This is a genomic window from Lederbergia ruris (assembly GCF_018332955.1).
Classification (GTDB): domain Bacteria; phylum Bacillota; class Bacilli; order Bacillales; family Bacillaceae_C; genus Lederbergia; species Lederbergia ruris.
In genome coordinates this window covers 18,194-44,561 of record NZ_BORB01000014.1, presented here as the reverse complement: position 1 = coordinate 44,561, position 26,368 = coordinate 18,194, and the positions used below count along the sequence as shown (strand labels likewise).

Below are 26,368 nucleotides of genomic sequence, written 5' to 3'. Positions count from 1 at the left end.
TCTCTCCCCCATTTCAGGATCAGCCTTTTTTAAAATTTTTGCGTACGATGTCTTCTATAAATAATATAACTTCTCCCAATGTAATTCAACGGAACGCTCCACACATGGACAAGTCTTGTGAACGGCCATAAGGCAAATATAGCAAAACCGGAAAGGGCATGAATTTTAAAAGATAATGGGACATCAGCCATTAACGTGGCATCTGGTCGAAAGATAAGCAGGCCGCGGAACCAGACCGAAATCGATTCTCTATAATCAAATTCAGGTTGCACCACATTTGTGGCCAAAGTCGAAAACATCCCCATAAAAACAATAAATAATAGAAGCACATTCACAATTAAATCAGAAGCCGTACTTAATTTCCGAACACTTTTGATGGTAAAACGGCGTGCAGTTAAAATGACCATGCCCGCCAATGTGATAAAGCCAAAGAAACCGCCGATATATAAAGCCCCTAGATGGTACAAATGATCACTGACTCCTAAGCTCTGAGTCCATGATTTCGGAATCCCTAAACCAGACACATGACCGAGGATAACGGGAATAATCCCTAAATGAAAAAGGATACTCCCGATCATTAATTGCTTTTTCTCAATAAATTCGCTCGATTTGGCGGTCCAATTAAATTGATCTGTTTTATAACGATAGATATGACCGACAATAAAGACGGCGATACATACATACGGAAAGATTACCCATGAAAATTGACTAAGCATTTGTCGCATCCCCCTGTATGACACATGTTTTCAAGGTAGTTCGTAACGCTCTAATAAGATGAAAATAAGGACTTGTGTTTTTTTCAAGGGATTTTAGCAAATGCCATGTTCCATCTTCCAATATGGAGAATAGAATCGAAAAACTTTGAGCAGAGCGGGGATCCTCTAACCATTCTGCCGCATAAAAAAACTCACATATCAAAGGCAAGTAATCGGATAGTTCATTTGCAGGCATTTCCAATCCATACATTTCATACAACACCTTCAGTTTAGCGAGCATCTGTCCACGTTCTTTTCCATCCTCATATTTAAAATAGGTCATGTAAAGAGCGGAATGTTTTTCAAAATCAAAGGTCTTGGTGTAATATTCCTCCATTTCATCCAGACTAAAGGTATGCATCATCTCCCAGAATGTTTTTACATCATCATAGGCAGGGTGGGAAGAGTCAAAGGACCCTTCCAATGTTTTAGGATGAAAATGAAGTTTCTCAGGATATGAAAGCAATTGGGAGAAAAAGCCAAATGCGCTTTTATAAGAATACAGCTTTTCAAGATCAATCACGCCAAATCCCTCCATAGAAGTTTTCTTCATAGATCTCCTTGCCGCTCTTTCCAGGTGTTGCGTGAACTGGACCACAACCATCACAATCTGTTCCAAAGCCTTCTTGACCTTGAGCACGATAAGGGTCCATATATCCCTCTTTATGGGAAGTGGGAATGACGAAGCGATCTTCATATTTGGCAATAGCTAGTAAACGATACATGGCCTTCGTTTGTTCTGCTGTAAGACCTACTCGCGTCAAACGTGTTTCATCAAAGTCTTTTCCAGATGTGGCGGCCCGCATGTAAGAACGCATCATCGCCATTCTTTGTAAGGCCTCTGTAACAGTTTTTGTATCACCGGCCGTTAGCATATTCGCTAAATATTGAATCGGGATCCGCATTTCATCAATCGCAGGGAAAATTGCATCTGGATTGTTAAGCGAATTCTTCCCTTCAAAATAATTCATAATCGGACTTAGCGGTGGCACATACCAAACCATTGGCAATGTCCGATATTCTGGATGAAGCGGGAACGCCATTTTATATTCAATCGCTAATTTATAGACAGGAGAATTTTGCGCTGCCTCAATCCACTCTTCCGCAATCCCGTCTTTTCGAGCTTGCTCAATCACAGCTGGATCATTCGGATCAAGAAATAAATCACATTGGGCTTGATATAAATCTTTCTCATCTGGTGTCGCTGCAGCTTCTAAGACACGATCCGCATCATATAAGAGGACACCTAAATACCGAATCCGCCCTGTGCATGTTTCTGAACAAACAGTTGGTAATCCAGCTTCAATCCGCGGGAAACAGAATGTACATTTTTCGGCTTTATTCGTTTGCCAGTTGAAATAGACTTTCTTATAAGGACACCCCGTCATACAGTAACGCCAGCCCCGACAAGATTCCTGATCCACAAGGACAATCCCATCCTCATCCCGTTTGTACATCGCACCTGATGGACAGGAAGCCACACAACTTGGATTTAAACAATGTTCACATAGCCGTGGAAGATACATCATAAAGGCTTTTTCAAAATTAAATTTGATTTCCTCTTCAATTTTTTCAATGTTAGGATCTGTAGGGCCGGTAATATGGCCACCAGCTAAATCATCTTCCCAGTTGGGTCCCCATTCAAGATCCATTTTTTCGCCAGTGATCACCGATTTTGGTCTTGCGACGGGTTGATGTTTTTTCTCCCCGGCATGGGTTAAATGCTCATAATTGTACGTCCACGGTTCATAGTAATCTTTCATTTCCGGCATATCAGGATTATAGAAGATCTTCCCTAAGGCAATTTTCTCTAGTTTACTGCCAGAATTTAATTCTAATTTGCCATTTTTTAGACGCCATCCCCCTTTATACTTCTCTTGGTCCTCCCAACGCTGGGGGTAGCCGATTCCTGGCTTCGTTTCGACGTTATTAAACCACATATATTCTGCACCGGGGCGATTCGTCCACGTTGTTTTACAAGTGACACTGCATGTATGGCAGCCAATACATTTATCTAGATTCATGACCATTGCAACTTGCGCTTTAATCTTCAAGCCAATTGACCTCCTTCATCTTCCTTACCGCCACATATTCATCTCGCTGATTTCCAATCGGGCCATAGTAGTTAAAGCCATAACTAATCTGCGCATAGCCCCCAACCATTTGCGTTGGTTTCATATGAATCCGGGTTGGCGCATTATGACTCCCCCCGCGTGAATCGGTCATCTCTGAACCTGGAACATTAATATGTTTATCTTGGGCATGATACATAAACATCGTCCCTTTTGGCATCCGGTGACTGACAACGGCTCTTGCTGTCACCACCCCATTGCGGTTATACACTTCCATCCAATCATTATCCTGAATATCATGTGCAGCCGCATCGACATCACTGATCCAAACAGTTGGTCCCCCACGGAATAACGTCAACATATGTTGATTATCTTGGTACGTACTATGAATATTCCATTTCCCATGTGGCGTTAAATATCTTAATACAAGCGAATCCTTTCCACCTACGATTTTCCGATCATTGGGTCCAAATACCATTGGCGGCAGTGTTGGCTTATAGATTGGTAGACTTTCACCAAATTGGAGAAAGATTTCATGATCTAAATAAAAATGCTGTCTCCCTGTTAACGTTCTAAAAGGAACAAGCCGCTCAATGTTTGTTGTAAAAGGGGAATAACGTCTCCCCATTTTGTTTGAGCCACTGAATACCGGTGTAGGAATCACTTCACGCGGTTGCACGGTGATACTTTGAAACGTAATTTTTTCCGCGGCCCGATCACTAGAAATATCTTTTAATGGTACACCATGTTTCTTTTCGGCGACTTCCCACGCTTTTTGTGATACACGTCCATTGGTAGCAGAAGATAAATTCAACATCGCATCGGCCACTTGCCTGGCGGTATGGAGTTTCGGTAGCCCCGATTTGATCGTGTCGTCAAAATAAGTTCCATTGATTCTCTTCAATTCTTCATATTCTTCTGTGACTGAAAAACTGACTCCATGAGCACCGACTTTTCCAGTCGCCACATTTGGCCCCAATGTGACGTACTTATCATAGATTTGCGTATAATCTCGTTCTACAAGCGAAAAGTTCGGCATTGTTTTCCCGGGGATCGCTTCTACTTCACCCTTTTTCCAGTCTTTCACAAGCCCATAGCTTTGGGCGATTTCATTTTTTGAATCATGAAGGAGCGGTGATGTCACAAGGTCTTTATACACTCCAGGCAATTCCGTTTTTGCCATGTCCGAAAATTCCTTGGCAAGGGTACGGAAAATATCCCAATCTGAACGCGATTCCCATAAGGGATCAATCGCTGGATTAAACGGATGGACAAAAGGATGCATATCAGTGGAAGATAAATCTGTTTTTTCATACCAGGTCGCGGCTGGCAGCACGACATCGGCATATAATGGTGTCGCGGTCATGCGGAAATCAAGTGCCACCATTAAATCCAATTTCCCTTCCACTTCTTCACGCCATTTAATTTCTTCTGGCTTCTCTTTTTCATTCGGTGTGGAAAGTAATCCATTATGCGTTCCAAGTAAATGTTTCATAAAATACTCTTGCCCTTTGGCAGAACTAGATATTAAATTAGAGCGCCAAATAAAGAGAGAACGCGGAAAATTTTCTGGTGCATCGGGATCTTCAATCGCAAATTGAGTTTCCCCGGATTTCACTTGATCGACGGCATGTTGAATCATTTCCTCATCGGTTTCTTTTCCTACTTTTTTCGCCTCTTCGGCAAATAGCAGACTGTTTTTATTAAATTGCGGATAGGATGGCAACCACCCGAGTCGGGCGGCCAAGACATTATAATCAGCTGGGTGCTGGTATTTGATTTTACCACCAAGTGGAGATTTCAATGATTCAGTGCCCATTTCCTCGTATTTCCATTGATCAGTGGCAAAATAAAAGAATGAGGTGCCATTTTGCTGTCTCGCCGTACCTTGCCAATCTTTTGCAAACGCAATCGTGGACCAACCTTCAATCGGACGGCATTTTTCCTGTCCAACATAATGGGCCCACCCGCCGCCATTCACCCCTTGGGAAGCCGTCAAGATGACAAGATTTAATATCGCCCGATAGATCGTATCACTATTAAACCAGTGATTAATTCCTGCGCCCATAATAATCATCGAGCGACCATCTGTATCAAGGGAATTTTGCGCAAACTCATGGGCAATTTGCGTGACCAGCTCGGCTTTTACACCAGTGATCTTTTCTTGCCAAGCTGGTGTGTAATGGGAGGCTGTATCATCATAGCCTTTTGCATTCAATCTACCGCCTGGGCGGGCAACACCATATTGACTCATCATCAAGTCATACACCGTTGCCACCATCCTTGTTGTACCATCTGCTAGTTGAATAGCTTTAGCCGGAATCGTTCTTGTAAAAATACCATTTTGATCATGATCAAAATATGGAAAAACGATCTCTTCCCACTCAGCTCCGTGTTCAAGAATCGAAAGGGCTGGATCAATAGAAGTGCCATCTCCTCTCTCCAAAATGAGGTTCCACTTTTGATCTTCTTCCCAACGTTGCCCCATTGTGCCATTGGGAACAACGATCTCTTCCCCCATTTCATCGAAAATAACCGGCTTCCATTCTGAATGCTCAGAGGTATCTCCCAGGTCACTTGCCCGTAAGAAGCGGCCTGCTTTATATTTGTCCTCATGCTCATCCAATAGAATGAGGAAAGGCATATCAGTATATTGCTTCGCATAGTTCAGAAACATTGGCTCTTTACGATCTTGATAAAATTCTTTTAAAATCACATGGGTCATCGACTGAGCAATGGCGGCATCTGATCCAGGATTAGGTGCCATCCAATCATCAGCAAACTTGACGTTCTCTGCATAATCCGGTGCAACCGACACCACCTTTGTTCCTTTGTAGCGAACCTCGGTCATAAAGTGGGCATCTGGTGTTCTTGTGAGAGGCACATTCGAGCCCCACATAATCAAGTAACCGGCATTATACCAATCAGAGGATTCCGGTACATCGGTTTGCTCTCCCCAAATTTGCGGTGATGCTGGAGGCAGATCGGCATACCAGTCATAGAAACTCAGCATTTCTCCACCTAACAATGAAATAAAACGGGCACCGGACGCATAACTAATCATTGACATCGCGGGAATAGGGGTAAACCCTGCAATTCGGTCTGGTCCGTATTGACGGATCGTGTAAATAAGCTGAGCAGAAATTAAGCGACTAACCTCTTGCCAAGAGACGCGCACATGCCCGCCTTTTCCGCGTGCTTTTTTATAAGAATTGGCTTTTTCCGGATCTTCGACAATGCTTGCCCACGCATCAACAGGGTTTGGATATTCTTGTAATGCTTGCTTCCATAACCGCCATAAACGACCACGGACATAAGGATATTTGACGCGGAGCGGACTATATTCATACCAAGAAAATGAGGCCCCACGCGGACAACCCCTTGGCTCAAACTCCGGCATATCCGGTCCACAGGAGGGATAATCAATTTGCTGGTTTTCCCATGTAATAATCCCGTTTTTCACAAACACTTTCCAACTGCAAGACCCTGTACAGTTTACTCCATGTGTCGTGCGCACCACTTTATCATGGGACCAACGTTGTCGGTACATCTTCTCCCATTCCCGACTTTTCTCTTCTAAAATCGACCAATTGCCTGAATAACGTTCTGTCGGTTTAAAAAATTTTAGGCCAAATTTCTTTTTCACAGGACTCCCACACTCCTTCTTCACACCCACAAATATGTAGATCGTGATTCTTACTTCCATTATCTGAGAAGCGGGAAGGATTTCCTATTAGGGAAACACCTATACCTGGTGGGAAAAACCCTGAGTTGCTTGGGTGGAAAAAGCTTGTTGTTACAAGGGGAATATTTCTATACGAGAGTATTTTGTATTATGCGAGAGTATTTTTCTCTTATGCGGGAGTAAATCGCTGCTATCTGATGGAATATCATTTGCCATTTACTGTTATTCTTTTTCCAAATAGAACTTCGTAAAGCATATTTACTATCGTTGTGCCTTAACGTTCGGTACGTTGCCAATATAACATCTAATGCTAACAATTTAATCTTAAAATCAGTTACTGTAAATTGTATCGGCTTATTCATATTGATAGTTTTCGCTGCATCTAGTTGTGCTTTTTTATCATACGAATTCCCTGAACTCCCGAATTCTAAAAAGTCATCTGCAAGAAGCTCATGAAGTTCTTTATAATCATAGTTCATTAATCGCTTTTCAAGATTAAGAATATGTTCTAACAATAATAAATCCTCCATTAAACTCACTCCCCAACTAAAGTATTTTTAACCGATACCTATAATATATAATCAATATTGCTATAAAAGTAACGATCAGATTTTCTACCGTCGCACAACCTATTATTTTGACACATATTGAAGGTTCTCCTGGATTTTTAAAGATTGATAATAGCAATATTACTCCTCCCCCACAAAGGACTATATACCTAATCTTTAGCCTTTTAAATAAGCTTAAAAGTCTAAAAAATCCTGCATACCCTTAATGCAGGATTTTTTTACCAAATTATCAGTCTTTATTTAAAATAATTAAACTTTATTTCAAATCCACATTTTATTGCTGCTTAATCGCATCCACCGTTGAGCGATCACATGCTTTGACAAGTTTTACAAGTAATTCTTTCGCAGCTGCGTAATCATCGACATGGATGATCGAGGAAGATGTATGAATGTAACGTGAACAAATCCCAATCACCGCACTAGGAATTCCCTCGTTGGCGGTGTGCACACGCCCGGCATCTGTTCCCCCTTGTGAAACAAAATATTGATAAGCGATGTTATTAGATTCGGCTGTATCTAGGACGAATTCACGCATGCCTTTATGAGTGACCATTGAGCGGTCAAAGATCCGGAGAAGTGCGCCTTTTCCAAGCTGGCCAAATTCGTTTTTATCACCGGACGCATCATTGGCTGGGCTTGCGTCTAGCGCGAAGAAAAGGTCTGGTTGAATCATGTTTGCCGCAGTGGCTGCCCCGCGCAATCCGACTTCTTCTTGAACGGTTGCTCCCGAGTAGAGCCTATTTGGCAGGTCTTCTCCCTGTAATTCTTTCAATAGCTCGATGGATAACCCACAACCATAGCGATTATCCCACGCTTTTGCCATGATTTTCTTCGGATTCGCAAGCGGTGTAAACGGACAAACAGGGACAATCATTTGCCCAGGCTTGATGCCCATTTTCTCTGCATCTTTGCGGTCATCCGCCCCTACATCAATCAGCATATTTTTAACATCCATTGGTTTCTTGCGCTGCGCCTCTGTCAAAAGATGGGGCGGAATCGAACCAATCACACCATCGATCTTATTAGTTTCTGTCACAACTTGTACCCGTTGCGCGAGCATAACTTGGTTCCACCAGCCACCGATCGTTTGAAAGCGAATCATCCCATTATCGGTAATTTGTGTGACCATAAAGCCCACTTCATCCATGTGACCGGCGACCATAATCGTTGGGCCTTGTTCATCCCCACGTTTGAACCCAAAAATTCCCCCTAAGCGATCTTGAATAATCCCATCCGCATATTTTTCTAATTCTTCCCGCATATAATCGCGAACAGCATGCTCATTGCCTGCGATCCCTGGCAACTCTGTCAGCGTTTTAAACATTGTAAGGGTTTCTTGATTCATCAATTTTCCTCCCATTTCAAAAATGTATGTATAGTTCTATTTTAACCGATTTTTTCTCGTTGGCTATTCATTTGTTTATTCAGTATAAAATTATCTATTATCAATGATAATGGTTACATATAATTAATGCTGAATATCTTCATTTTTTATAATGGATTCAAAGGATGGTGCTACACTTGAATGCAGGGCGATTAATTCATGATCATAATTACGCTTTACTTCGCATGTTCTATCAAAAATCATCGTCGCCTCATCATCTGGTTTACAAGCTGGCCATTCAGGCAGGTTACTTGAAGCAGGTGTACCATTCTTTGCAAAACTAATCCATGCATCAAACATTTGCTGCTCCAATAAATCTGAAACACCAGGAATATTACATACTGGAACTTTATCCGTATTACGGAATACAAACGGAATTTCGCTGCAATGCCAAGCAGTTCTTCCACCATCATAAGGAAACTCTAAACTAAACATATACGAATACGTAGTAGCCTCCTGATGCTCTGCTTTCTTAGCGATAAAATCAATAGAAGGCGCACGGAATAAGGAGTCGAGAAATAGTAAGTCTGTTAAATTTTTCTCCGGATAAGCTTCTTTAAAGAGAGCTATTAGTTTTTCACTATGTTCTCCGTATCTTTTTGTAACTAATTCTTCCATTTGTTGACTGGATAGATTTTCTTTGTCGGCAATTCCTGGTCCAAATGCTGGGAATTCTGCAAAAACTGTGCCTACCATTACAGGTATCGTTTTGGCATGTTCCGTAAATCCAACAACTCGTGGATCTCCTACATAAAAATCATTCTGAATGGGAGTACAACCAACATAATGGCCCTCTTTCGCCATTTTTTCCGATACCTTATTATAGGCTTCTGCTAAAAGTGGATATGGAATAGTTTCTAGCTTTTCGACTTCTTCCTCACCATAGCCAAGTTCATTAAGTAAGGCTTTTACGATTTCTGTTCCATCTACTTTTCCTGTTGCCACAAATCCATCAATCAATCCACTCTGGATGATTCCTTTATGAAACAACCCATCTGCTTCTGGTGTTTGCATCAAAGTCCAAACTTTCATGCCGCCTCCAGACTGTCCAAATAATGTTACATTTTCTGGATCTCCACCAAAGTTCTCAATATTATCTTGAATCCACTTTAAAGCAGCAACCATATCAGCATTTCCTGCATTGCCTGAATTGTTATATTTTTCCCCGAATGGTGATAAATCTAAATAACCTAAAATATTTAAGCGATGATTTAAGCTTACTATGACGACATCACCAAATTTGCTCATATTTTCCCCATCATAAGCTACTTGTTCAATGGACGATCCAGCTGAAAAACCACCGCCATGCAGCCAAACGAGAACTGGCTTTTTAGCATTTTTGTCTATACTCTGTGTCCAAATGTTCAAATACTGACAATTTTCATCCATTGGCCAATAGCGATGAGGAACAAGTATTTCTCCTAAAGGTTGTTCTTGTTTCAACAAAGGACTTACATATCCGTAAGATGTTGCTTCTTTCACACCAACCCAAGGTTGCACTTCTGTGGGCATCTGGAACCGTTTAGCATCCGCATATTTGATGCCGTGGAAAGTATACGTCCTATCAATCTTATAACCTCTTAATTTTCCAGCTTTTGTTTCTACAATTGGTTCTGTTTTACTACAAACGAAAGTTCTTGACATATCTTGTCCCCCTTATTTTCTAAAATTCAAACAATCACTTTTTGGTAGATTTATGTTACCAATATCAATCTTAAACTAATAGAACAATAAATGAAAGCGGTATATTTATAGAGGTCAAATTGAGTATCTATATACTGAAATCCCCAGTTAGAGCATCATATTTATCTCACTTCCGATGATGTTTTGGAAGTTCTTAGTACATTTGAACCGATATTTAGGGTAAAGAACAAATAATAGAATTTGATCTCTTCATCCTATCTTTCCATTGTCTAAACAGCATAAATCAGGTATGATAGACATAAGATGATGGAGTAGGAAAAGGGGTTTCCCCCTATTCCACAGGTTCATGGGAGCCTTTCTTCGCTGCCGACGAAGAAGGCTCCTTTTTGTTGCGATAATTCATGATCGCGGTTACAAGGTTGATACCCGCCACTACCACATTCATAATGGCCACGAAAAGCAGAACATACCTCTCCATTCACCTCACCTCCTTTCATATGGAGGTTGTCTTTAAAGTATAGCAAAACAAGTTACACAGAACAAGTGTTCCTTGTAAATTTTTTACAAAAGCTAAGCCCTTAGCTCCCCTGAGGATCCACTTTAAATATTTTTGGTTTGGCATATTGATCAAGAGATTTATTTGAAGCTTTTAGGTAGAATTATACATAATTACTATAATATAGGGAGTGATCCAATGACGACGAAAACCTTAGTGATTAACCTAGAATTAGCGAACCATCTTTTAGATGAAATCAAACAGGTAGTGCCTGATTGGAAGGTTGTCGCTTGTAAAGACAGTGCTCGTATTCAGGATGAACTGGAACAAGCGGAAGTCATATTGCACTGGAAAAAGGAAGCGGCACCGACTTTGCTTGAAAAAAATGACCAGCTAAAATGGATTCAGACATGGAGCGCGGGTGTGAATAATTTGCCCCTTCAGACACTCAAACAAAAAGATGTCGTGCTGACGAGTGCAAATGGTGTCCATGCCTACCCAATCTCCGAGACGATCTTTGCGCTTATGCTCGGTTTAACAAGAAAGATTCACACTTATGTACGTCATCAGCAAGAAAAAAAGTGGCATAATGGCGGACTTGAATTAGAAATTCATGGGAAAACGATTGGGATTATCGGGGTTGGTGCCATCGGCCAAGAAACAGCTAAAATTGCTAAAGCCTTTGGGATGAAGGTTCTCGGTGTAAGACACTCGGGAAAACCTGAAGCACATATCGATCACATGTATAAGCCTGATCAATTGGCAGACGTCCTTGGGCAATCTGACTTTGTCGTGATCACACTGCCACTAACAAAAGAAACGACCCGTATGTTTGGTGAGAAACAATTTCACCAAATGAAAAACAATGCTTTCCTTATCAATATCGGCAGAGGACAAATTATCGATGAGGCGGCACTGATTCAGGCATTGAAGGATAAAGAGATTGCAGGTGCGGGACTTGATGTATTTGAAGTAGAGCCATTACCGGCAGACAGTCCACTCTGGGATTTGGATAATGTGATCATCACCCCTCATACCGCAGGGGCGACCGAACATTATACCGAGCGTGTTGTACGGGATATTTTTATTCCTAATCTAAGACATTACCTCACCCATCAAGCCCCTCATCTAAATGTTGTTGATTATGAAAAGGAGTATTAAATAAAACAACGATAAAGATAGCAAAGAGAGAGTGATTTCTTCCTCGTTAAATTCTCGAAGAATTTGCTTGATTCCTGTATACTGAAAAAATAGAGATGTGGAGGTGCAGGAAATGAATTGGAAGTCTTTTATAGCTGGAACTCTTACTGGGTTAATCGGTGGCTATTGTTTACGAAAAATAATGGAGGAGCAAGTCCCCTTATCAGGTGAAAAGGTACTTGCCGATATTAAGCATGCTTTTAAAAAAGAAGGAAGTATTGATGGTTCGTGGATGCAGATGAAGCCTGAAGATTATCAGAAACATGCGATTAAAACGAAGGTGTATCGTGGCGGCATTATGCGTACCCGCGACGGAGAACGCGAACAGTTTGAATTTATCGCAGATGCCTATACAGGAAGTGTTCTGGATGTGTACCCGATTTAAGGAGAGGGCAGAAAGCTCCCATTGATGGTGCTTTCTGCCTTTTTTATTTTTTTCTATGCAGATTCTTCAGTAATTTCCCTTGGTCTGGCCGCTCCCGCTCCAACGTAGCCGTGATTTCTCCATCCTTATTCCACTTCAAGGCACGATAGTAAGCGTCATGGTAAAAACTGAACCAGGCACCTGATTGAAGCGCTTCAGGGATCCATTTTTGTTTTTCACGGATCGAATCCATTGGATAATCATCATAAGCCAGGACCCATAAGGGATTTTGATGCGCATGGGTTGGCATAATATCGGCCATATGGAGCAGCTTTTCCCCCTCACTTTCGATCATAATAATAGAATGTCCAGCGCTATGACCTCCTGTATGAATCATGCGAATGTTATCCTCAATGGTAATTTCGTTTTGAAAGGTGATCACTTGTTCAGCGATTGCCTCCCAATTTTCCGGCCAGTATGTATTGCGCGAACGAATATTTGGATGGCGCATTTCATCCCATTCCACTTGCGAAGTATAGATTTTGGCGTTAGGAAATGTTGAAACACACCCGCCATTGGACGGTTTCGTTAATCCACAAGCATGATCAAAATGAAGATGGGTCATCAGCACGATGTCAATATCTGCCGCTGTGAGGCCGAGTTTTTCTAAATCCGCTTCAATCTGAGACTCTTCTGACACCCCATAATTTCGTTTCTGCTTATCCGTTAACTTCCCATTGCCAATGCCTGCTTCAATTAAGATGTTTTTCCCATTTACTTGCAAAAACATCGGGTCACAGCGTAACTCAATTTGATTTTTCTCGTTTACAGGATATTTCCGGGTCCATAGAGGTTTTGGCACAACCCCAAACATCGCGCCCCCATCCATATAGGTGTCTCCCCCATTCAGCCACCGCAACGTAATCTTCCCGATCTGCAATTTCTCCATTTGCGATTCCCCCTTTGATGTAAGTTCGCTCCTATTTTTATTATGATTGTAACAAAGAAAAAAACACATGAACATTTTTATGGTTTCATGTGTTTGCACGGTTTATTTCGTATACTGCACTTCACAGCGATAAATCGGATGGCCTTTTGCGGTAAATTTCTCTTCATATTCGGTCATGATATTGCCTTCATAATCACTATTATGTAAATCTAACCATACTCCATTTAACTTCATGCCATAATGGGAGAAGCTCACAAGCGAGTATTCAAACAACCCGCGGTTATCGGTTTTAAAATGAATTTCCCCTTCATCTACAAGGATATCTTCATAAATTTTTAAAAAGGACTCATGGGTTAAGCGCCTTTTTTCATGGCGGTTTTTCGGCCATGGATCAGAAAAATTAAGATAAACCCGGTCAACATCTCCTTGGGCAAAAAAGTCTCTTAAATCAGCACCATCTGTATGTAATAATTTTACATTCGGTACATCTGTTTCCAATACTTTATCTAGCGCCGTGACAATCACACTTTGTTGTAGTTCAATTCCGATATAATTAATCTTTGGATGAACGCGCGCCATTTCCGCAATAAATTGTCCTTTCCCTGTTCCCACTTCGATGTGGAGTGGATGGTCATTTCCGAAAAGTTCTCCCCATTTTCCCGCATAGTCTTGCGGATTTGGGATGACATATTGAGGGTATTGCGCTATTTTCTCCTTTGCCCATGGTTTATGTCTTACACGCATGTTTCAAAACACCTCTGATTCATTATTCCTTTTGTCTGAAAAAATGCTACATCCCTTGCTTTCCAAAATCAAGTAAGCATAAAGGCTTTTCATCTACGCAAACTACAAGCAACTCATTGGAAAGGAAGAGAAAAAAAGCATGTCGTTAAATCACCAAGATCAAGTCAATCTATTACAAGATATTATCAATAATCATTTAGAGGACTGTTGTGGCTCCGTCGCAGAATATGAGCAAGTAGAACGTTTGATCAAATCTTTACTTGCGAATCGTTCGGTGCCACAAGAGATGGAACCTCTTTTACACGATATATACAGCTATTCGCAAACAGGAAAAAATTCGAGTGATTTTGATCAACATATAAAGGCCCACCGGGACCAGCTTTCCCAGTGGGTACATGTTATCAATACTTTATCATAAAGGCTTTGTCAAAGGATAAGAACAAGCATAATCATTTCTCATATAATTGTCTAAGTCCTTTATCCAATAATTCACTTCAAACAAATGTCCTCTTGTTTGATGCCATTGAATGGATAATAAAGTATGAGCAATCGTATACCATTTCATCCGCCATTCAAGATTCGCAGTAAGTGGACTTCCATAATGACTTAACCAGTGAGACCATTTGTTTTTCGGAACATACCAATGTAGAAGCACCCCTAAATCAAAAGCGGGATCGGCGATCGTGGCGCCATCCCAATCAATTAGAAAGGTTTCCCCCTTGTCGGAAAGCAACCAATTATTATGGTTGACATCCCCATGGCAAACGGCCCAATCATTACTCTGTACAGTTGTCCATTCTTTTTCAAGAAAATGAAGAGCCTCTCTGATCGTGGAAATGGAAAATAACCCTTGATCCAATGTCAACTTAATATCATGAAGCATCGAATCGGGACCGTAAGGTTTTTTCTCCATCCGCGCCATCATACTTAAAAGCGGCTTTGATTCGTGGATTTTTCTTAAAAGTTTTGGCGCCTCTTCTCCCGCCATTTCTTCTGCAGAAAATTCCCTGCCGGCTAAACATTGCTGGGCCGATACGACATCACCGTTTTCCATCCTTCTTGTCCAAATCAACTTTGGGACGATCCCCTCCGCTGATAAAACAGCTAAAAATGGGGACGAATTTCGTTTGAGAAACAGTTTCTGATTATCTTTGATTGCAAAAAAAGCTTCACCGGTTGCTCCACCGGCAGGTATAATTTCCCAATCCTGCCCCAATAAATGTTCCACCTAATTTCACCTTCAATTATATCAACAAATAGTAGTATCATTAGAAGAAAAAAAGATCGCTATTGACTGAAATAGAATAGCCATCTGTATTTTATAATTTTATCGTTAATCGTCATTTTTCGTCAAGTGGCAATTGCTGAAAGTTTGATTTTCTTAAGAAAAGCGTAAGCGCCCACCAAAAGGACGAAATTTGTACTCTAACTCTTAAGAAAAGTGACTTATGATTTTAAAAAATCCTATGATTCCGATTCCCAATTAGGCCTGTGGAAAGCAGTTGTTTGTCCATAATCTAATAAGGCTTTCGCCGCCCGGATTTGCATCATTTTAATTGGAGAGGGCGTTTTTCTTGCTTTTTCGAACCATTCTCCATATGTTCGTTGGTCTAAAATCGTTAAGTCAACTGCAGCATCGGGATAATCGATAAAGCCATTCCGGGAGACAATCGCTTTCCGTATCGGTAACTCCACTTCATACAACTGAAAAAGCTGCTTGACGATTTTTTTCATTCGATTCACGGACATCACAGGGTTTAAGACCTTCTTTTCTTTTTCCTTTACTTTCATTGTCCAAAAATGTTGATTCTCACCGATATAAGTAGCCTGATCCGCTTCCTCCATAAAGGATAAACACCATATTTCTGTAGGAGTGAGCAATAAAATTTCCACTTCGACTGGCGCTTTTTTTAATAAAAAAATCGGTTCATAAAACAGAAAATAATTATCCGGAAAGCGTTGAAGAAAATGTTTTAATCGCTCGTCTATATAAAAACGCCGATCGACAAAGGATTTTTCCATCACGGTAGAACTCGCCCATTTTAACTGAAAAAGCAATAAATGATCAAGAAAACGTTGCTTTAATTCCGTTTCTGTTTGCGCATGAAGAGGCGTTGCAAAGTCAAAATTTTCCTCTTGATCTTGTTGAGTCCTATTTTCATCAAAAGATTCAATAGGGATTTCAATGGCATTTGCCTTTCTTTTAAACAGCTTTTTTAACTTTGGAAATCTTTTTTCCTTTTCAGGGACAATGTCTGTTTCTACCGGTATATGATTGGGGAAAGAAGTCTCTCCAGTTTCCCATGCTTGTTTGATTTTTACCCATTGTTGTTTTTTTAGACGAATGAATTGCGAGGGATAACGAGATAAGTCCGTTTCATAACGTGAAACATAGTCTTGCAGTTTTAGTAATTGCGCCATTTATATGTAACCTTCCTTACTTTGTACATCTATTATAGCCTATTATGAATGAGAGAGGGAGAATGTCTTTACTTTTTCATATTTCGGCGTTTTATCAGGGTGCGTTTGATATAAAACCACTTCATCCGCTAAAAATGAGAGGGATGGATAATATGAAATCAGTTGTTCCTTCTTCAATCCTTGCTCGCCAGTCCACTTCCGCGCCAAGGTGATATGGGGATGAAAAGGACGTTCTTCTAAGGAAAAACCGGCGTTTTGGCAGGATGTGTGAACCATTTTTTGCAAGCCTACCAACGCATTGGATTCACTTAATCCTGCCCAAAAAATCCGCTGACCAAATGTATCAAGATGGGGAATTTCTAGGTGAAAGGCTTTGAATTCGAAAAGATTCCTCTCGATATTTTCTATTGCACTTTCTAGTTTGCCTTTTTCCGCTGCCCCGAGAAAAGCTAAGGTAATATGATAATCAGCTGGGTGCACCCACTTTTTAAAAGGAAAGGTGTTCTGTAGATTTTTACTTAGTACCGCTAACTCTTCTTTAATCGGATCAGGTAATGCCAATGCAAAAAAATAATGTTCTGCCATATCGGTCATCCTCCTTAGAAAAACCCGATGTTTAAGGTCCTCTTCTTAAACATCGGATTTCTTTTACATTTTTTGAGTTTTTACAGCTTCGATTTTTTCTTGAAATAAAGTCTGCAGTTTTTTTGTAAGAGGTCCTGGTTTCCCATCACCGATTGATTGTCCGTCAAGCTGGACAACCGGCATCACTTCAGAGGTTGTGCTGGAAATAAAGATTTCATCTGCCGTTCTTAAGTCTTCTAATTGAAACGCCTCTTCTGTAACAGGAATTTGATTAGCCTGACAAAGTTGCAAAATAACTTGTCGCGTAATCCCATTTAAAATGAGGTTGGTTGCTGGATGGGTCATGACTTTGCCATCCTTTACTACATAGGCATTGGAAGAGGAACCTTCTGTTACCGTGCCATCCCGATGAAGAATCGCTTCATAGCAGCCTTGCTCCATTGCTTCCTGTTTCGCTAAAACATTCGGTAAAAGATTCAAGCTTTTGATATCACAACGCAACCAACGAATATCATCTGCAACCATGGCTTTTACACCATTTTCAAGCTTTTCTTTTGGTCTTTCAACTTCCTTCGTATAGGCGGTTAAAACAGGCTTTATGTCATTTCCTGGGAAGATGTGATTTCTAGATGTTGTCCCTCTTGTCACTTGCATGTAAATCGACCCATCATGAAGATGATTTTCCTTGATCAATAAATCGATGAAATCAAGCATTTGCTGCTTATCGTAGGGCATTTTCATTTTAATTTTTTCCGCGCTTTGCAAAAAACGATCCAAATGCTCTTCCGCCGTAAAAGCATCCCCATCATACACTCGGATGACCTCATATACGCCATCACCGAATTGATAACCACGATCCTCTATATCAATAACAGCCTCTGTACGCTCGATTAATTGATCATTTACCAATACTTTTCCCATTATGAACATCCCCTATTTATAGAAATTTAAATGTGCTCATTTTTTTCTCTTGCTAGCTCGTAAATGGCTTGGGCATAGATCGCTGTTGCTTGCCACAAATCCTCTAGTTCCATATATTCATCCTTTTGATGAGCGACGTCGGGACGCCCAGGAAATAAAGCGCCAAAGGCTACACCGGAATCAAGGGATCTTGCGTAGGTTCCGCCCCCAATCGCCAATAGTTCTGCGTGCTGACCGGTTTGTTCTTCATAGACAGCCTGCAATGTCTGGATAAGAGGAGAATCCTTTGGCACATGATGAGGTTCAGAATTGGAATACTGCCCAAGCCGAAAACCAGATTCTTTACACACCTTTTCGATCGTTTCCTTCCCCTCTTCTTGGTTGAAGGTCACGGGATAGCGCATCGTAATCCCGAACTGGCCACCTTCATGTTCATTATAAGACATTTTCCCGACATTAATCGTTAATTCCCCTGATATATCATCTTGGTAAGCTACTCCAAGTGCACGCCCCCGTGAATCTCCAAAAAAGAAATTCACAGCCGCTTTCATATATTCAGCCCCTCTTGTGTCCAGTTCAAGTGTCGATAAAAAGTTGGCTAATAATAAACCAGCGTTTTTACCTTTATCTGGTTCTGAACCATGGGCACTGATGCCATGAAGTTCCATAATCGAATAGCCGCTTTCAACATAATATTTTCCCTGTAGATCCTGTGTATCCAGAAAATCTTCGAACATTTGAATAAACTCTGTATGGCCATCTTTGATGTCAAGAACGGCTTTGGCGTGATCAGGAACCATATTATAGCGCAACCCAGACACGAAGGATAATAAGGTAATCGGCGCATGGGAATCTCCCGTCTCTTTTACATCTTGGACAAGGTCAAAGTCAGCAATTCCCTTTTCCGCGATAATAATCGGGAAATCAGCGTCAGGTGCAAACCCCATTTCTGGCATTTCTTCTACCGCGAAATAGTGATCCACACAACGCCAATCACTTTCTTCATCTGTTCCAATAATCAGTCGTACTCTTTTCTCGAGCGACAAGCCTAATTCCTTCACAATTTTCATGCCGTAATAAGCGGCCATTGTTGGCCCTTTATCATCAATTGCGCCTCTTGCATAGATTCTTCCATCCTTCACAACTCCAGAAAAAGGATCATCCGACCATCCATCCCCTGCTGGAACAACGTCGACATGCCCTAAAACACCAATTAAGCCCTTTCCCTCCCCTGTCTCTAAATGCCCGGCTACATCGCCTGTATTTTTCGTTGAAAATCCATCACGTTGACCAAGCTCAAGCATATAGTCCAATGCTCTTTTCACCTCTTCACCAAAGGGAGCTTCATCTGTTGCCTTTGCTTCATCCAGCACACTCGGGATTTGCAGAAGTCCTTGTAAATCCGCAAGAATGGTGTCTTTTCTTTTTTCCACTTCTGCCTTCCAGTCTATTTTCGCCATTCAATCATGACTCCTTTTTCAAAAATTCTCTTCTCCTATTATATACCTTTTTTTCCATTTCATAAATTTGGAATTTGCGTGAGCAGAAAAAGTCGCACAATCACGAGCAAACCGACAATGACGATAAATGGGATCAGCAATGCCTCTGTGACAATTTTCTTCGCTTGGAAATAGCCCCATTCCTTAGGATATTTTCTTGCAAAGGGATGTTCTTCGACTATTCTTCGCCACGTGTTTCCCACCCATGTGCTTAAAAATAGCGCGCCTGATATCATCACAGCGATTTTCAACCATACTGGTGGTAAGAGAATAATCGCAGCGGAAGTGACACTAATGATTTGCAAGTATTGGAAAATATATTGCGAGTTTCGGGTAACGGCTTTGATAAATAATTCTAAATAACCGGTTTTCTCATTGCGATTTTTAAACAAGCGATTTGATTGTGCGTATAAACGCGGCTTCGTTCGATTAGTCGAAATTCTTGGTTGCTTTTCGATATCCAATGAAAGTTGAAAGATCATTTCCGTATATTTATTTTTCTCCAGTTCATCAATCGCTAAGTCTTGTTCGAAGTTGTATACGGACGTAAAACGACGACGGACGAACAAAATCGATAGAGCGGTATTGATGACGATCAGTAGTAGAAGCCATCCAGCTTCCTCTTGTATAAACAGCCGAAATCCAAGTTCCCAAATGATCAAGGCCCCTATGACAAGTGGAATTCCCCTTAACAAACTTCTCCACCCACGCACCTGCACATTCCATTTCCCTTTTATTGACATAATCAACCATTTTAAAGATACCCAAAGTCCTGCAAAAAGCAGAAAATTCCCTGTATGTAAATGAAAATGCTGATACCAGAATGGGGCAATCGCGATCCCTAGACCCGAAACAGATAAACATTGAAAACAATAAGAATAGAGAATCCCCCACTGTTTTAACTGCAGAAACAATTTTTTGTTTTTCCTGAGGAAGATGCGATCTGCTTCCCTTACATAAGTGTGAAAATGATCTCCCCATAATAGGAAAAAGAATAATGCGAGTAGTTGGATAGGCATGCCTTCCATCCAATTAGGTATTTCCAGCCACCAGGAACGATAGATAAAAAAGGAAATCACGGTTGCAGGCAGGACGAAATAAACAAACACGGTCCAATCCACAATTGATTTGATCGTACGAAACCGATGCTCCCATTCTTGCTTCAATCTCAGCCAAAATAGCTTGCTACTCTTCATCTTCTTCATCCTCTAAATCTAAACATGAATAGAGACTACCATCTGGCGCGCCACATTGCTCTAGCACTTCATCTAAGCGACCTCTCGCTTTCATTCTTCCTTTTTCAATAATGATAAAAGAATCACACATTCTCTGAGCTGTATCCAAAATATGGGTGCACATTAAAATGCCTTTTCCTTTGCTCCGTTCTTCTTCTAAGAGATCTAAAAGGAGTTTCGTGGAACTAGGATCCAGTCCCATAAACGGCTCATCGATGATCAGCAAATCTGGTTTTGTAAATAGAGCAAGCGCAAGCATCCCTTTCTGTTGCATGCCCTTAGAAAAGTTTCCTGGAAATTCATGAAGATGGGCAGATAAGCGAAATTGTCGCAAGATGTCTTTTGCATAGCGGAGGGCCTCTTCTTCTAGCTCTTCCACAGCGGCCACAAACTCAAAATGCTCCCAAAGCGTGAGTTCTTGATAATATAAGGGACGCTCTGGAATATAGGACAGCTTACTGCCTTCCGCTCTTAAAATCTCTCCTTCTATAAAGGGTAATTCATCCAAAATCGCTTTAATCGTTGTACTTTTTCCAGCACCATTGGCTCCGATCATGCCGATTAATTCGCCTTGTCCAATGGAAAAATCGATATTGGCAATTGTTCCCTTATTCATTTGATAACCTGCTTGTTGGATGTTCACCTCTAACAAAGCCACGTGCTCACTCCCTATTAATATCATAATGCTTCTCTACATATACGGATAAGTGTGTGAAAAGTTCCGCAATATTGCCAAATCGAGTGCTTATCCCTTTTCATTTTTTCATAAATGCGTTAAAATAGAACTGTCCGAAAATAGAATATACTTAGAAGGAGTTGTCTGCGGGAAATTACCATCTCTTTAACGAGGCAAGATGTCAACGTACTGCCATGGGATTAAAGATGAGGGAGTGGTTTTATTGAAACCGTCAACGAATAGAATGCTTACCAGAGTCAAATCCATTTACTTATATATTCTAGAAAACGGAACCGTTACAACACGGGAGATTGTGGATGAATTTGGAAGCACACCTCGCACCATTCAAAGGGATTTGAATGTGTTAGAATACAATGACCTAATCAGTAGCCCTAGACGCGGAAAATGGACAACAACTAAGAAAAAGGTTAAGGTAACCTAACTCATAACGATAAGTGTTTTGTTCAAAAAAGAGGATTGGACTTTTATATCTTCTATATGGACAAATAAAGACTGCCCATTATAAATGGAGGGCAGTCATTTTATTGCGCTATTCTTTAATTGTAATACTTCTTCTTCTGTTAATTCCCGATATTCTCCAAGTGCTAATTCTTCATCCAACTGCAAAGGCCCCATCGAAATTCGTTTCAAATAGCTTACTTGTTTTTCCACCGCTTCAAACATTCTTTTTACTTGATGGAACTTTCCCTCTGTGATCGTTAATTCAATGTCTGATCGTTCGCCTGCTTTTAAAATCTCTAAAAATCCAGGTTTTGTTTGGTAGCCATCATCTAAGGTTACACCCTTTTGAAATGCCCGCTTATCTTCCTCAGTAACATGTCCTTTAATGACAGCAAAATACGTTTTGGGTACATCTTTTTTAGGAGAAAGCAGTTGATGAGCTAGTTTCCCATCATTGGTTAATAATAGCAATCCCTCCGTATCCTTATCCAATCGGCCTACTGGGAATGGAGAAAATACGGCATCATCTGGATGCAATAAGTCGATCACGGTTTTTTCATGTAAATCCTCGGTTGCCGAAATCACATTCCCGGGTTTATTCATCATGAAATAAATGAATTCGCGATAATGAACTTCTTCGCCATGAACATAGATGGATTGTTGATCTGGGTTCACTTGCGTTTTCGGATCTTTCACCACTTCACCTTCAACCGTGACACTGCCATTTTTCAAGAGCTTTTTTACCTCTTTCCGACTACCGTAACCCGTATTCGCTAAAAGCTTATCGAGTCTCATCGTAACCCCTCCTTTTTTACAATTCAAATCAGTGTCTTGCGGAAAGATTATTCCTCCCCTTTAGGCCCATGCCCATACCGTTTGTAAACTTCTACATAGGCTAATGGTGGAAGAGACAATGAAATGGAGTGACGTATAAAATGAGTTTTCGCCAACAAATGCCCAATCCGTTTTCGAGTCAAATGCAGTTTCCCGGCCAAATGACACCGCAATTTCAGCAGGAGACACCACAGCCCTTTCAGGGGGAGATGGCGCCACAACAATTTTTCCCCGGTTGGCCTGATCAATCAAGACTCGAACGCAGGGTTGAACGCTTGGAAAACCAAGTACAGAGACTAGAGCGCCAATTCAATCGCCTCGATCGAAGAGTGTCCAGATTAGAAGGCCATGGGGGATTCCCGCGACCGGGATATGAGGAAACAGGCTACTACTAAAATGACTTAACAAACAAGGGCAGATTCTAGAATAGAGGTTTTCCTCTTGTTCTTTCGCCATAGTCTTACCTTCCTTGAAAAATTTCAGCCCGAGGTAATCGGGCTTTTTACATATCTGCGATAGGGTTTTAATTCATTCCCAACTTTCTTTTAAATCTTGTCAATCGATCTCCAAATAACCGATCAGCTAATCCAGATTTCAAGCTTAAGAAGCCGTAGATCACCGCCCCGATAGTAGCACAAATCAAGATTAGTAGAAGTCCCTGCGCCCTAGATTCCGGGTTCATAATCGAATGCAAGCCATAGTACACGAAATAAACAGGGATAAGCATGATGACATTAAAAATGACAATCAAAAGTACCCTTCTATACACAAGTCTTAAGGGATACCCGGAAAATATTTTAATGACAATCGCGTTAATGATTATGGAGACAAGATAACCTAGAGCTGTTGCATAGACTGCTCCATCTGTGCCAAAGGCTTTAATTAGTGGGATATTCAGGCTTAATTTAACGAGAATCCCTGTCAAAAGACTTAAAACCGTAAAACGTTGTTCGTCAATGCCTTGTAAGATCGCCGCGGTCACAGAATATAAAGCAAATAATATGGCGACAGGCGCATAGGTTTTCAGTACCTCTGTTCCGAGCTCCGAATACCCATAAAACACGGTGTAAAAAGGTTCTGCTAATATCGTAAGTCCTAATGCTGCTGGTAATGTAATAAATAATAAAACTTGAAGCGTCTGATCCAGTTGCCGGAAGAGAATTTTTCGATTTCCGTTTACAAAGGATTCCGTAATTAATGGAACCAACGTCATCGCAAAGGCTGTAGCTAAAGATACCGGGATAATCACCAATTTATGATTTAACATTAAAGTTCCATACGCATCCAAGGCTTCAGCGGCTTGGCTTCCGGCGGCCATCGCTCGATTAAATGTAAACTGATCAATTGCTGAATATAAGGGATTGGCGATTCCGACCATAACAAAAGGAAACGCATAGACGATAATTTCCTTATACATATTGGTCAGCGAAACATCAAGTTTCCCTTTACTTTGCAGACGTTGCTCGTCCAATTTTGGTTTGCGTTTTTTCCAGTACCAAAGCAAGACAATAAGACTGGCAATCCCCCCAATAAAGGCGGCGAATGTCGCTACCCCAATAGCAGTCACAACACTCCCCTTCAAAATATAGATGACCGTATAACTTCCAGCCAACAAGAAAATAATTCTTGCCAATTGTTCGATCACAGTGGAGACTGCGGATGGCCCCATTGATTGATTGCCTTGGAAAAAGCCACGGATTAAACTCATGGCTGGGATGATAATTAAAGCAAAACTGACCGCTTTAATAACAGAGGCAACATCGGCAGTGGTATACTTCGTGTCTGCTCCTGTTAAGATTATTTCCGCGATTGGTGTCGCTAACCCATACATCACAAAGAAAGCGACAACTCCAGTTAGCGTCATCACAATCAAACCTGAACGAAATAGTCGATGACCAACCTCGTATTCGCCTAATGCATTATATTTCGCAATATACTTGGATACAGCCATCGGAACTCCCGCTGTAGCAATACTGATAAAGATCATATAAGGGGTATAACCATAATTATAGATGGCATAAGCACTTTCCCCACCGATAATCGCTTTAAAAGGAATGACATAAAAGAGACCTAAAATTTTAGATAAAATCGTACCTAACGTTAATATAAATGTTCCACGAATTAGTTTAGAAGACATACATTCCCGAACTCTCCATTTTTATTTTCAGCGGATGTTCAAAAAGTCCGGTAAAAATGACACTGCGAATTTCTTCGTTGGCTTGCTTCTCCGCTGCTCATGTATCTAAATGCATACATTCCGCTGCTCGAAGGCTTCGCCGCCTCGAACTTCTTGGTCCTTTTTATCCTCCTTTTTGAACTCGCATTTTCAGCAAATAAATTTTATCACACTATTCACTAGTTTACAGCTATCGACCGAATTTGACAATGAGTTCACGCTTGAGTTTATGAATTGTTCATAGTATTTTAATGAAAGTACTGAACATGGATGTGAACAAAAAATGTACGATGTCATCGTGATTGGCGGGGGTCCTTCAGGATTAATGGCTTCCATCGCCGCCGCAGAATATCAGGCAAAAGTTTTATTAATTGATAAAGGCCATAAGCTTGGCAAGAAATTAGCGATTTCAGGGGGAGGACGCTGTAATGTAACAAATCGCTTGCCGTTGGATGAAATTATTCGTCATATTCCCGGCAATGGCCGCTTCTTATATAGCGCCTTTTCCATTTTTAATAATGAAGATATTATTGCTTTTTTTGAAAACCTCGGGATTGCGTTAAAGGAAGAAGATCATGGACGCATGTTTCCGGTTTCCAATCGGGCACAATCCGTGGTTGATGCGCTTTTAACGCGGATGAGTGAGTTAGAAGTGGAAGTGAGGCTAGATACCTCTGTTCAGGAAGTGCTTTATGAAGAGGGGAACACCACAGGTGTTCTTTTGAACTCTGGGGAAAAACTTTCGGCTTCCGCTGTCGTGATCGCTACTGGAGGCGCATCTGTTCCCCAAACCGGTTCAACTGGGGATGGATATCCCTGGGCAAAAGCTGCTGGACATACGATTACAGAGCTATTCCCAACCGAAGTGCCGATTACCTCGAATGAAGGATTTATCAAAGACAAACAATTACAAGGTTTGTCTTTGCGCGATGTGGCGCTCAGTGTGTTGAAGCCAAATGGGAAACCTGTGATTACCCATAGAATGGACATGATTTTTACCCATTTTGGTATTTCGGGTCCTGCTGCCTTGCGCTGTAGTCAATTTGTTGTCAAAGCTTTGAAAAAATCCAGTCAGGATGAAGTGGTGATGGCAATTGACGCTCTGCCTGATCAGAAGGAGGCAGCACTTTTTCAAAAAATCCAAAAGATAAAGGAAGACGAATCAAGAAAGAGTATAAAAAATGCACTCAAAGGATTATTACCTGAACGTTACTTATTATTTTTATTAACTAACTGTGAAATTGATGCTTCAGAGGTTTGCGCCACCATTCCGACCGAAAAATTACGGGCCTTCGCAAAAGCCTGTAAACATTTCACGTTCAAGGTAAATGGAACACTGCCATTAGAAAAAGCTTTTGTCACCGGTGGCGGTGTTTCTGTAAAAGAAATCGAACCGAAAACAATGGCCTCCAAATGGATGCCTGGGCTCCATTTTTGTGGGGAGATTTTGGATATCTATGGTTATACAGGAGGATATAATATTACAGCTGCCCTGGTCACGGGGAGACTCGCTGGGATGAATGCCGCTCTATATGGAAAAAAAGAGTGAGTAGTAGAGTCTTCCCATTTCCGGGGGCGGCGGGGGCCTACACCGTTACGCTTTTTCCGAGTTCTTCGTTTTTCGGGGACGACGGTGGCTTGCACCGTTACGCTTTTTCCGAGTTCTTCGTTTTTCGGGGACGGCGGAGGCTTGCGCC

25 protein-coding genes are annotated in these 26,368 nt (G+C 41.2%); 6 read left to right on the top strand and 19 right to left on the bottom strand.

The window, feature by feature from the left end; genetic code table 11:
* Nucleotides 1-29 precede the first annotated feature (29 nt).
* From narI to KI363_RS09835, 8 genes are all read right to left on the bottom strand, one after another.
* On the bottom strand, nt 30-716 hold the full coding sequence (gene narI, locus KI363_RS09870; protein WP_212966234.1) for a respiratory nitrate reductase subunit gamma: 687 nt from the start codon (nt 714-716) through the stop codon (nt 30-32).
* On the bottom strand, nt 709-1,278 hold the full coding sequence (narJ, locus tag KI363_RS09865; protein ID WP_212966233.1) for a nitrate reductase molybdenum cofactor assembly chaperone: 570 nt from the start codon (nt 1,276-1,278) through the stop codon (nt 709-711). The genes narI and narJ overlap by 8 nt, the downstream gene beginning before the upstream one ends.
* Complete coding sequence (narH, locus tag KI363_RS09860; RefSeq protein ID WP_212966232.1) at nt 1,271-2,809, bottom strand: nitrate reductase subunit beta; 1,539 nt, start codon at nt 2,807-2,809, stop codon at nt 1,271-1,273. Before narH ends, narJ begins: the two co-directional genes overlap by 8 nt.
* On the bottom strand, nt 2,799-6,473 hold the full coding sequence (locus tag KI363_RS09855; protein WP_212966231.1) for a nitrate reductase subunit alpha: 3,675 nt from the start codon (nt 6,471-6,473) through the stop codon (nt 2,799-2,801). The genes narH and KI363_RS09855 overlap by 11 nt, the downstream gene beginning before the upstream one ends.
* A 167-nt stretch (nt 6,474-6,640) precedes the next feature.
* Nucleotides 6,641-7,042 carry a nuclear transport factor 2 family protein gene (locus tag KI363_RS09850; RefSeq protein WP_212966230.1) on the bottom strand — a complete coding sequence of 134 codons (402 nt, stop codon included), beginning with the start codon at nt 7,040-7,042 and terminating at the stop codon, nt 6,641-6,643.
* 313 nt (nt 7,043-7,355) lie between these two features.
* Entirely contained in the window at nt 7,356-8,426 is a 1,071-nt protein-coding gene (locus KI363_RS09845) for a M42 family metallopeptidase (protein ID WP_158321410.1), read from the bottom strand.
* A 123-nt stretch (nt 8,427-8,549) separates the two neighbouring features.
* Nucleotides 8,550-10,109, bottom strand: coding sequence for a carboxylesterase/lipase family protein (locus KI363_RS09840; RefSeq protein WP_158321411.1), 1,560 nt, complete (start codon nt 10,107-10,109; stop codon nt 8,550-8,552).
* A 331-nt stretch (nt 10,110-10,440) separates the two neighbouring features.
* The gene (locus KI363_RS09835; protein ID WP_191967390.1) at nt 10,441-10,587 is read right to left on the bottom strand and encodes a hypothetical protein; all 147 of its coding nucleotides are present in this window, start codon (nt 10,585-10,587) and stop codon (nt 10,441-10,443) included.
* Between the two features lie 216 nt (nt 10,588-10,803).
* On the opposite strand from KI363_RS09835, the gene KI363_RS09830 reads away from it, so the two are divergent.
* Entirely contained in the window at nt 10,804-11,766 is a 963-nt protein-coding gene (locus KI363_RS09830) for a D-2-hydroxyacid dehydrogenase (protein ID WP_158321412.1), read from the top strand.
* Nucleotides 11,767-11,878: 112 nt separating this feature from the next.
* Entirely contained in the window at nt 11,879-12,190 is a 312-nt protein-coding gene (locus KI363_RS09825; protein ID WP_212966229.1) for a PepSY domain-containing protein, read from the top strand.
* Nucleotides 12,191-12,233: 43 nt separating this feature from the next.
* Here KI363_RS09825 and KI363_RS09820 read toward each other — a convergent pair whose 3' ends face one another.
* Complete coding sequence (locus KI363_RS09820; RefSeq protein ID WP_158321414.1) at nt 12,234-13,118, bottom strand: YtnP family quorum-quenching lactonase; 885 nt, start codon at nt 13,116-13,118, stop codon at nt 12,234-12,236.
* Nucleotides 13,119-13,220: 102 nt separating this feature from the next.
* Entirely contained in the window at nt 13,221-13,862 is a 642-nt protein-coding gene (gene trmB / locus KI363_RS09815; RefSeq protein ID WP_158321415.1) for a tRNA (guanosine(46)-N7)-methyltransferase TrmB, read from the bottom strand.
* A gap of 139 nt (nt 13,863-14,001) precedes the next feature.
* Here trmB and KI363_RS09810 point away from each other — a divergent pair, with 139 nt between their 5' ends.
* On the top strand, nt 14,002-14,280 hold the full coding sequence (locus KI363_RS09810) for a YtzH-like family protein (protein ID WP_158321416.1): 279 nt from the start codon (nt 14,002-14,004) through the stop codon (nt 14,278-14,280).
* On the opposite strand, the gene KI363_RS09805 is transcribed toward KI363_RS09810, so the two are convergent.
* The 7 genes from KI363_RS09805 to KI363_RS09775 form a co-directional block, all read right to left on the bottom strand.
* Entirely contained in the window at nt 14,275-15,090 is an 816-nt protein-coding gene (locus KI363_RS09805; RefSeq protein WP_158321417.1) for a phosphotransferase family protein, read from the bottom strand. The genes KI363_RS09810 and KI363_RS09805 overlap by 6 nt on opposite strands.
* A gap of 236 nt (nt 15,091-15,326) precedes the next feature.
* Nucleotides 15,327-16,283, bottom strand: a complete 957-nt coding sequence (locus KI363_RS09800) for an NERD domain-containing protein (RefSeq protein WP_212966228.1) — start codon at nt 16,281-16,283, stop codon at nt 15,327-15,329.
* Nucleotides 16,284-16,325: 42 nt separating this feature from the next.
* A complete protein-coding gene (thpR, locus tag KI363_RS09795) occupies nt 16,326-16,868 on the bottom strand; it encodes an RNA 2',3'-cyclic phosphodiesterase (protein ID WP_212966227.1) in 543 nt (180 codons plus the stop codon).
* A gap of 63 nt (nt 16,869-16,931) precedes the next feature.
* Nucleotides 16,932-17,789 carry a D-amino-acid transaminase gene (dat, locus tag KI363_RS09790; RefSeq protein ID WP_212966226.1) on the bottom strand — a complete coding sequence of 286 codons (858 nt, stop codon included), beginning with the start codon at nt 17,787-17,789 and terminating at the stop codon, nt 16,932-16,934.
* Nucleotides 17,790-17,815: 26 nt separating this feature from the next.
* Nucleotides 17,816-19,249, bottom strand: coding sequence for a dipeptidase PepV (gene pepV, locus KI363_RS09785; protein WP_212966225.1), 1,434 nt, complete (start codon nt 19,247-19,249; stop codon nt 17,816-17,818).
* Nucleotides 19,250-19,308: 59 nt separating this feature from the next.
* Nucleotides 19,309-20,484 (bottom strand): ABC transporter permease, encoded by a 1,176-nt coding sequence (locus KI363_RS09780; RefSeq protein WP_212966224.1) that lies wholly within the window; start codon nt 20,482-20,484, stop codon nt 19,309-19,311.
* Nucleotides 20,474-21,181 (bottom strand): ATP-binding cassette domain-containing protein, encoded by a 708-nt coding sequence (locus tag KI363_RS09775; protein ID WP_158321423.1) that lies wholly within the window; start codon nt 21,179-21,181, stop codon nt 20,474-20,476. The genes KI363_RS09780 and KI363_RS09775 overlap by 11 nt, the downstream gene beginning before the upstream one ends.
* Before the next feature lie 241 nt (nt 21,182-21,422).
* On the opposite strand from KI363_RS09775, the gene KI363_RS09770 reads away from it, so the two are divergent.
* A complete protein-coding gene (locus tag KI363_RS09770; RefSeq protein WP_158321424.1) occupies nt 21,423-21,641 on the top strand; it encodes a DeoR family transcriptional regulator in 219 nt (72 codons plus the stop codon).
* Nucleotides 21,642-21,736: 95 nt separating this feature from the next.
* On the opposite strand, the gene KI363_RS09765 is transcribed toward KI363_RS09770, so the two are convergent.
* On the bottom strand, nt 21,737-22,456 hold the full coding sequence (locus KI363_RS09765; RefSeq protein WP_212966223.1) for a pseudouridine synthase: 720 nt from the start codon (nt 22,454-22,456) through the stop codon (nt 21,737-21,739).
* 248 nt (nt 22,457-22,704) lie between these two features.
* Between KI363_RS09765 and KI363_RS09760 the strand changes: the two genes are divergently transcribed.
* Entirely contained in the window at nt 22,705-22,890 is a 186-nt protein-coding gene (locus KI363_RS09760; protein WP_158321426.1) for a hypothetical protein, read from the top strand.
* A gap of 128 nt (nt 22,891-23,018) precedes the next feature.
* Here the strand turns inward: KI363_RS09760 and KI363_RS09755 are convergent, their stop codons facing one another.
* Nucleotides 23,019-24,632 carry a putative polysaccharide biosynthesis protein gene (locus KI363_RS09755; protein ID WP_212966222.1) on the bottom strand — a complete coding sequence of 538 codons (1,614 nt, stop codon included), beginning with the start codon at nt 24,630-24,632 and terminating at the stop codon, nt 23,019-23,021.
* A gap of 322 nt (nt 24,633-24,954) precedes the next feature.
* On the opposite strand from KI363_RS09755, the gene KI363_RS09750 reads away from it, so the two are divergent.
* Entirely contained in the window at nt 24,955-26,220 is a 1,266-nt protein-coding gene (locus KI363_RS09750; RefSeq protein WP_158321428.1) for a BaiN/RdsA family NAD(P)/FAD-dependent oxidoreductase, read from the top strand.
* Nucleotides 26,221-26,368 lie beyond the last annotated feature (148 nt).